The organism is uncultured Amaricoccus sp. (assembly GCF_937858865.1).
Lineage (GTDB): Bacteria > Pseudomonadota > Alphaproteobacteria > Rhodobacterales > Rhodobacteraceae > Amaricoccus.
Map to the genome: position 1 here is coordinate 1 of NZ_CALLYO010000102.1, position 6,466 is coordinate 6,466.

Genomic DNA, 6,466 nt, shown 5'->3' on the forward strand with positions numbered 1-6,466 from the left:
CGACCTGCAGACCGGCCAGGCGCGGCTCAGCTTCGGCGTCCCCGACCTCCTCGACGGCATCGAGGTCACCACCCTCGCCGTCGCCCTCTTCGCCGTCGGCGAGGCGCTCAAGGTCGCGGCGACCCCGGTAGAGGGCGAGGAGAAGGTCGAGGCGGTCAAGGGCTCGGTCTGGATGACCCGCGAGGACTGGGCGCGCTCCTGGAAGCCGTGGCTGCGCGGCACGGTGATCGGCTTCCCGATCGGCGCCATGCCGGCCGGCGGCGCCGAGATCGGCACCTTTCTCTCCTACTCGACCGAGAAGGCGCTGGCGAAGCACCCGGAGGAATTCGGCAACGGCGCCATCGAGGGCGTCGCCGGCCCCGAGGCGGCGAACAACGCCTCCGCCGCCGGCACCCTCGTGCCGCTCCTGACCCTCGGCCTGCCCACCTCGGCCACCGCCGCCATCATGCTCGCCGGCTTCCAGCAGTTCGGGCTGCAGCCGGGACCGCTCCTCTTCGTCAACAACGCCTCGCTGGTCTGGAGCCTGATCGCCAGCCTCCTCGTCGCCAACTTCATGCTGATCGTCCTGAACCTGCCGCTCGTCGGGCTCTGGGTTCGGCTCCTCACCATCCCGAAGCCCTGGCTCTACGCCGGCATCCTGACCTTCGCCACCCTCGGCACCATCGGCGCCAACCCCTCGACGGTCGAGCTCGGCCTGCTCCTCGCCTTCGGGCTCCTCGGCTACGGGATGCGCGCCTTCGGCTATCCGATCGCGCCGGTGGTCGTCGGGCTCATCCTCGGCCCGCTGGCCGAGCAGCAGCTCCGCCGCGCGCTGGCGATCAGCCAGGGCGACCCCTCGGTGCTGGTGCACTCGCCGGTCGCCATCATCCTCTACCTCATCGCGGCGACGGCGCTCCTCCTGCCGATCTTCCTCCGCCTGCGCGGCAAGGGCCAGGTGCTCGCTCAGCTGTCGTCAGACGAGGACTGAACCGCGCCGCCGTCGCTGGATTTGCCCCCGGAGCCGGTCAGCCGTGGCCGATCGACATGTAGTCGCGCGGGTAAATGCCGAGCTCGCGGGCGTCGATCGGCTTCGACTCCTCCCCGGGCTTGCCCGGCGCGAAGAACGCCCGGACGAGCTCCAGGGCGCGCTCCCACCAGGTGGGACGGTGGCTCAGGTCGGTGATGGCAGTCATGGTCAAATCCTTTCGTATCCGTGGCGGCAGTCGCCGCCCGAAGTCACGCGCGCCCGATCGCCGCAAAGGCGGCGGGGCTGATCCCGAGGCGCGCGAGATCATATGCCGCCGGCATCCGGCCGGCGTTGACGGCGCTCACGACACGCCCGGCGCTCGCAAGCGTCCTGCAGAAGTCAGCCATGCGGCTGGCGAAAGCGTGGCGGCGGGTCATTTGCTTCGGTCCTTGCATCTACGAGGCCGGCAACCTGCTGGCCTCGCTGAAGATTTGGGGACGCCGCCCGGGTTTTGCCAGACCCTGCCGGCGCAACCCCGCCATGACCCTGGCGCAAGCCGACCTCAGCGCAGGTCGGGCGGGACAGCCTCCAGCCCGAGCTCGGCGACGGCCGCGTCGAGCGCCGCCACCCGGCTCCCCTGCTCGCCCAGCCGCCGGATCGAGACGGTCCGCTCCTCGACCTCGCGGCCGCCGACGGCGAGGATGACCGGCACCTTGGCGAGGCTGTGCTCGCGGACCTTGTAGTTGATCTTCTCGTTGCGAAGGTCCGCCTCCGCCCTGAGCCCGCGCTCCCGAAGCGCAGCCACCACCTCCTCGGCATAGGCGTTCGCCTCCGAGACGATCGGCGCGACCACGACCTGCCGCGGCGCCAGCCAGAGCGGGAAGCGCCCGGCATAATGCTCGATCAGAAGCCCGATGAACCGCTCGAACGTCCCGAAGACCGCCCGGTGCAGCATCACCGGCCGGTGCCGCGCCCCGTCCTCGCCGACATAGGTGGCATCGAGCCGCTCCGGCAGCACGTAGTCGAGCTGGAAGGTGCCGGCCTGCCAGGTCCGCCCGATGGCGTCGGTCAGGTGGAACTCGAGCTTCGGCCCGTAGAACGCCCCCTCGCCGGGCGCATAGTCGAATTCGAGCCCGTTCGCCTCCAGCGCCTGCGCCAGCGCTTCCTCGGCGCGGTTCCAGGTCGCGTCGTCCCCGGCGCGCTGGTCGGGCCGGGTGGCCAGCTTGTAGGCGATCTCGGTCATGCCCATGTGGCCGTAGACCCGGGCGAAGAGGTCGAGGAAGCGCCGCGTCTCCTCGAAGATCTGGTCCTCGCGGCAGAAGATGTGCGCATCGTCCTGCGTCATCTGCCGCACCCGCATCAGCCCGTGCAGCGCGCCATGCGCCTCGTTCCGGTGGCAGCAGCCGAACTCGGCCATCCTGAGCGGCAGGTCGCGGTAGGACTTCGTCCCCTGCTTGAAGATCTGGATGTGGCCGGGGCAGTTCATCGGCTTCAGCGCCATCAGCTCGGCCTTGCCGGAGAGGACCGGCCCCTCCTCCTCGGTCGAGGGGATCTCGTCCGGCACCACGAACATGTTCTCGCGGAACTTGCCCCAGTGCCCCGACTGCACCCAGAGCGCCGAGTCGAGCAACTGCGGCGTCTTCACCTCGACATAGCCGTCGGCGTCGAGCTGGCGGCGGATATAGGCCTCGAGCACCCGCCAGATGACGAAGCCGTTCGGGTGCCAGAAGACCGACCCCTGCGCCTCCTGCTGCAGGTGGAAGAGGTCCATCTCCTTGCCGAGCCGGCGGTGGTCGCGCTTCTGCGCCTCCTCGAGCTGGTGCAGATAGGCGTCGAGATCCGCCTTCGTCCGGAAGGCGACGCCGTAGATCCGCTGCAGCATCGCCCGCCGCGAGTCGCCGCGCCAGTAGGCCCCGGCGATCGACATGAGCTTGAAGGCGTCCGCCGGCACCTGCCCGGTGTTGGCGAGATGCGGGCCGCGGCAGAGGTCCTGCCAGTGCCCGTGCCAGTACATCCGGACCGGATCGGCCTCGGGGATCGCCTCGACGAGCTCGACCTTGTAGGGCTCGCCCAGCGCCTCGTAGTGGCGGATGGCGCGGTCGCGCTCCCAGACCTCGGTCCTCACCGGATCGCGCGCGGCGATGATCTGCCGCATCCGCGCGCTGATCGCCTCGAGGTCCTCGGGCGTGAACGGCTCCCGGCGGTCGAAATCGTAGTACCAGCCGTTCTCGATCACCGGCCCGATCGTGACCTTCACGTCCGGCCAGAGCTCCTGCACCGCCCGCGCCATGATGTGCGCCGCATCGTGGCGGATGAGCTCGAGCGCCGGCGCCTCGTCCTTCGCGGTGACGACCGAGAGCTGCACGTCCTTCTCGATCGGCTGCGACAGGTCGGAGAGCCGCCCGTCGAGGGTGACGGCGAGCGCGGCCCTGGCCAGCGATTTCGAGATGTCGGCGGCCACGTCCGCGCCGGTCGTGCCGGCGGGAAAGGTGCGGACCGCGCCGTCGGGGAGGGTGACGGCCACCTCCCGGATTCCGGATGCGAGGTCGCTCATCGTCTCTCCTCCTTTGGGTTCGGCGCCTACGGCACGCCCGGGTCTCAGGGAACCTCGCGCTAAGCCCGCCGCCGGACGCTGTCAAGCGGCTGGCGCGACGCGGGTCCGCGTTGCTATGAACGCGCATGGACAGGACGACGCTCGAGCTTCCCGGCGGACGCCGCATCGCCTATCGCCGCAGCGACGGGCGCGGCCCGGGGGTGGTGTTCCTCGGCGGCTTCCGCTCCGACATGACCGGCACCAAGGCGCATTTCCTCGAAGCCTGGGCGCACGCCCGCGGCCAGGCCTACCTGCGCTTCGACTATACCGGCCACGGCGCCTCCTCGGGCGACTTCGAGGCGCTCGGCGTCGGCGACTGGGCGCACGACGCGCGGGACGCGGTCCTGCGGCTGACCGAGGGCCCGCAGGTGCTGGTGGGCTCGAGCATGGGCGGCTGGATCGCACTCATCCTCGCCGGCTGGATGCCCGGCCGCATCGCCGGCCTCGTCGGCATCGCCGCCGCCCCCGACTTCACCGAGGACTCGATCTGGGCGGCCTTCGACGCCGACCAGCGGCGGCGGATCACGGAAGAGGGGCGGATCGAGCTGCCCTCCGACTACGACGAGGTCCCCTACCCCATCACGCGCCGCCTGATCGAGGACGGCCGGCAGAACCTCGTCCTGCGCGGGCCGCTCGAGCTGCCCTTCCCGGTGCGCCTGCTGCACGGCACCGCCGACCGCGACGTCGACATCTCCGTGGCGCTCCGGCTCCTCGCCCACGCCACCGGCCCCGACATCCGCCTGACGCTGGTCAAGGACGCCGACCACCGCTTCAGCTCGCCGGAGAACCTCGAGCTCCTCGCCGAGACGATCGAGGGAATTCTCTAGACGGCGCCCGCCGCCGAAATCCCGACAATTTTCCGCAGCATGGGCGCCGCGCCTGGATCGTGCGCGCTTCCGTGCATCGAACGATTGCCGATAAACCCTTGCGGCAGCCGGCCATCGCGGCCCGATTCGCGCCCGTCAGGCGGACACGAAAAGGCCGGCCGCGAGGCCGGCCCGTGGACCCCGCGCGGGTCGCCGGCGTTCAGCCCCCGGCGGTGAGCCGCTCGATCTCTTCCTTGAGATACAGCTTCTTGAGCTTGAGTTGCTTGATGCTCAGGTCATCGCTGGCAGGCCTGCGCTGCTCTTCCTCGATGATCTCCGAGAGGGCCTGATGCTTCTTGCGAAGCTCGCTCAGGTGGGAACTCACGCTCATTCCGTGCCTCCTGCTCCATTGCCATCGACCGTCGAAGTAAAGCATGGAAACCCACGCCTGTCACGCAAACCGCACCCGCACCGCGAGCGCCTGACGCGCCCGTGACCCCGCCGCCGGAACCAGCGCCACGAGCCCGCCGGCGACGATCGCGAGCAGCCCGAGGGCGCCGCCCCGGTCGACCGTCTCGCCGAAGAAGAGGAAGCCGGCGACGGTCGCGGTCACGAGGTTGAAATAGAGGAAGGGCGCCAGCACGGCCGCATCGGCGCGCTGGTAGGCGGCGACGGTGAGGAAGTGACAGGCCGCCGAGCCCGCGCCCAGCCCGAGCGCGCCGAGGAGGAGCCCCGGTGTCGGTGACGGCAGGCCGCCGGCGAGGGCGAAGGGGGCCAGGAGCAGGGCGCCGAGGAGCGACTGCACCGCCAGCGTGGAAAGGGCGTCGGTCCGCGAGCGGGCGCCGCGGGTGGCGGCGAGATAGGTGCCGAGCAGCGCCCCGCCGAGGAGCGCGAACAGGCAGCCGGGCTCGAGCCCCGCCTCGGGGCGGAGCAGGAGCGCGGCGCCGGCGCAGCTGATCGCGGCGCCGGCCAGGCGGGGCGCGGTGGGCGGCTCGCGCCAGACGAGGATGCCGAGCAGGCCCGAGACGATCGGCGCGACGAGGAAGCCGCCCACGGCCTTCGCCATCGGGACCATGCCGAGCGCGGCGATGAGCGCGGTCATCGCCGCGACGAGGAGGGCGGTGCGCAGGAGCTGCCCGGCACGGTCGCCCTCGGGCACGACGATGCGGCGGCCGCCGGCACGCGCCGCGAGGAGCGCGACCAGTCCGGCGCCGAGGTAGCGGAGGAAGGCGATCGTCATCGGGGTGTGATCGGCGGAGAGGACCTTGGCGACGCCGTCGACGGCAGGCGTCAGGAGCATCGCCAGGATCAGGAGGCCGGCCCCCACCCGCATTCGCCTTCCCCCTCCGGCAGGAGCGCCGCCATCCCGCGCAGCACCGCCTGCGCCTCGGGAGTGTAGCTCTCGCCATCTCCTGCGTGCGAACTTCCTCGGTGCAGGGTTAAGGGGAAGCGAAGCGCCAGCGGCGTGCCGATCCCCTTGCGGGCGCGGACCAGGACGCGGCGGGCCGGCTGGCCGGCGCGCGGGACGAGAGGCAGGATCTCGACCGCTCCGGCGCGACCGGAAAGGCCGGCGAGGATGTCGCCGAGCCGCTCGGCGCGGTGGATCAGCACCAGCCGGCCGCCGGGGGCGAGGCGGCGGAGGCCTGCGTCGATCCAGGCGGCGAGCGGCGCCGCCTCGCGGTGGGCGAGATCGCGGCCGGCGTCGGGGGCCGGCGTCGTCGCCGGCGGGTGGAACGGCGGGTTGGCGATGACGTGGTCGAAGGCGAGCCGGCGGAGCGCCGCGGGCATCCGGCGGAGGTCGCCCGCGTGGACCTCGAGCGGCAGGGCGTTCTCGGCGGCGTTGCGGCGGGCGAGCGCGGCATAGGCGGGCTGGAGCTCGAGGCCGTGCAGGTCGAGGCCGGGGACGCGGCGGGCGAGGCAGAGGGCGGCCGCGCCGGCGCCGCAGCCGAGGTCGAGGACACGCTCGCCGGGACGCGCCGGGGTGAAGGCGGCGAGGAGGACGGGGTCGGTGGCGGCGCGGTAGCCGGTGCGGGGTTGCCGGAGGCGGAGGCGGCCGTCGAGGAAGGCGTCGTGGGTCAGGTCCGCGTCGGCGAAGCTCATTCCGGGAAGCTCATTCCGGGA

Annotated in this window: 7 protein-coding genes; 2 read left to right on the forward strand and 5 right to left on the reverse strand. The window is 71.9% G+C overall.

Features of this window, described 5'->3' with window-relative positions; genetic code table 11:
• On the forward strand, nt 1-967 hold a 967-nt coding region (locus Q0112_RS02725), incomplete at its 5' end, for a tripartite tricarboxylate transporter permease (protein ID WP_297971068.1).
• A gap of 37 nt (nt 968-1,004) precedes the next feature.
• On the opposite strand, the gene Q0112_RS02730 is transcribed toward Q0112_RS02725, so the two are convergent.
• Together Q0112_RS02730 and thrS are read right to left on the reverse strand one after the other, a co-directional pair.
• Nucleotides 1,005-1,172, reverse strand: a complete 168-nt coding sequence (locus Q0112_RS02730) for a hypothetical protein (protein WP_297971071.1) — start codon at nt 1,170-1,172, stop codon at nt 1,005-1,007.
• A gap of 336 nt (nt 1,173-1,508) precedes the next feature.
• Nucleotides 1,509-3,479: a threonine--tRNA ligase gene (thrS, locus tag Q0112_RS02735; RefSeq protein WP_297971083.1), complete on the reverse strand. Its 1,971-nt coding sequence runs from the start codon at nt 3,477-3,479 to the stop codon at nt 1,509-1,511.
• Nucleotides 3,480-3,625: 146 nt separating this feature from the next.
• Here thrS and Q0112_RS02740 point away from each other — a divergent pair, with 146 nt between their 5' ends.
• The gene (locus tag Q0112_RS02740; RefSeq protein WP_297971074.1) at nt 3,626-4,366 is read left to right on the forward strand and encodes an alpha/beta hydrolase; all 741 of its coding nucleotides are present in this window, start codon (nt 3,626-3,628) and stop codon (nt 4,364-4,366) included.
• 199 nt (nt 4,367-4,565) lie between these two features.
• Here the strand turns inward: Q0112_RS02740 and Q0112_RS02745 are convergent, their stop codons facing one another.
• The 3 genes from Q0112_RS02745 to Q0112_RS02755 are packed head-to-tail and all read right to left on the reverse strand — an operon-like array spanning nt 4,566 to nt 6,445.
• A complete protein-coding gene (locus Q0112_RS02745) occupies nt 4,566-4,736 on the reverse strand; it encodes a DUF465 domain-containing protein (RefSeq protein ID WP_297971078.1) in 171 nt (56 codons plus the stop codon).
• A gap of 60 nt (nt 4,737-4,796) precedes the next feature.
• On the reverse strand, nt 4,797-5,678 hold the full coding sequence (locus Q0112_RS02750; RefSeq protein ID WP_297971081.1) for a DMT family transporter: 882 nt from the start codon (nt 5,676-5,678) through the stop codon (nt 4,797-4,799).
• Nucleotides 5,654-6,445, reverse strand: coding sequence for a methyltransferase (locus tag Q0112_RS02755; protein WP_297971085.1), 792 nt, complete (start codon nt 6,443-6,445; stop codon nt 5,654-5,656). Before Q0112_RS02755 ends, Q0112_RS02750 begins: the two co-directional genes overlap by 25 nt.
• Nucleotides 6,446-6,466 lie beyond the last annotated feature (21 nt).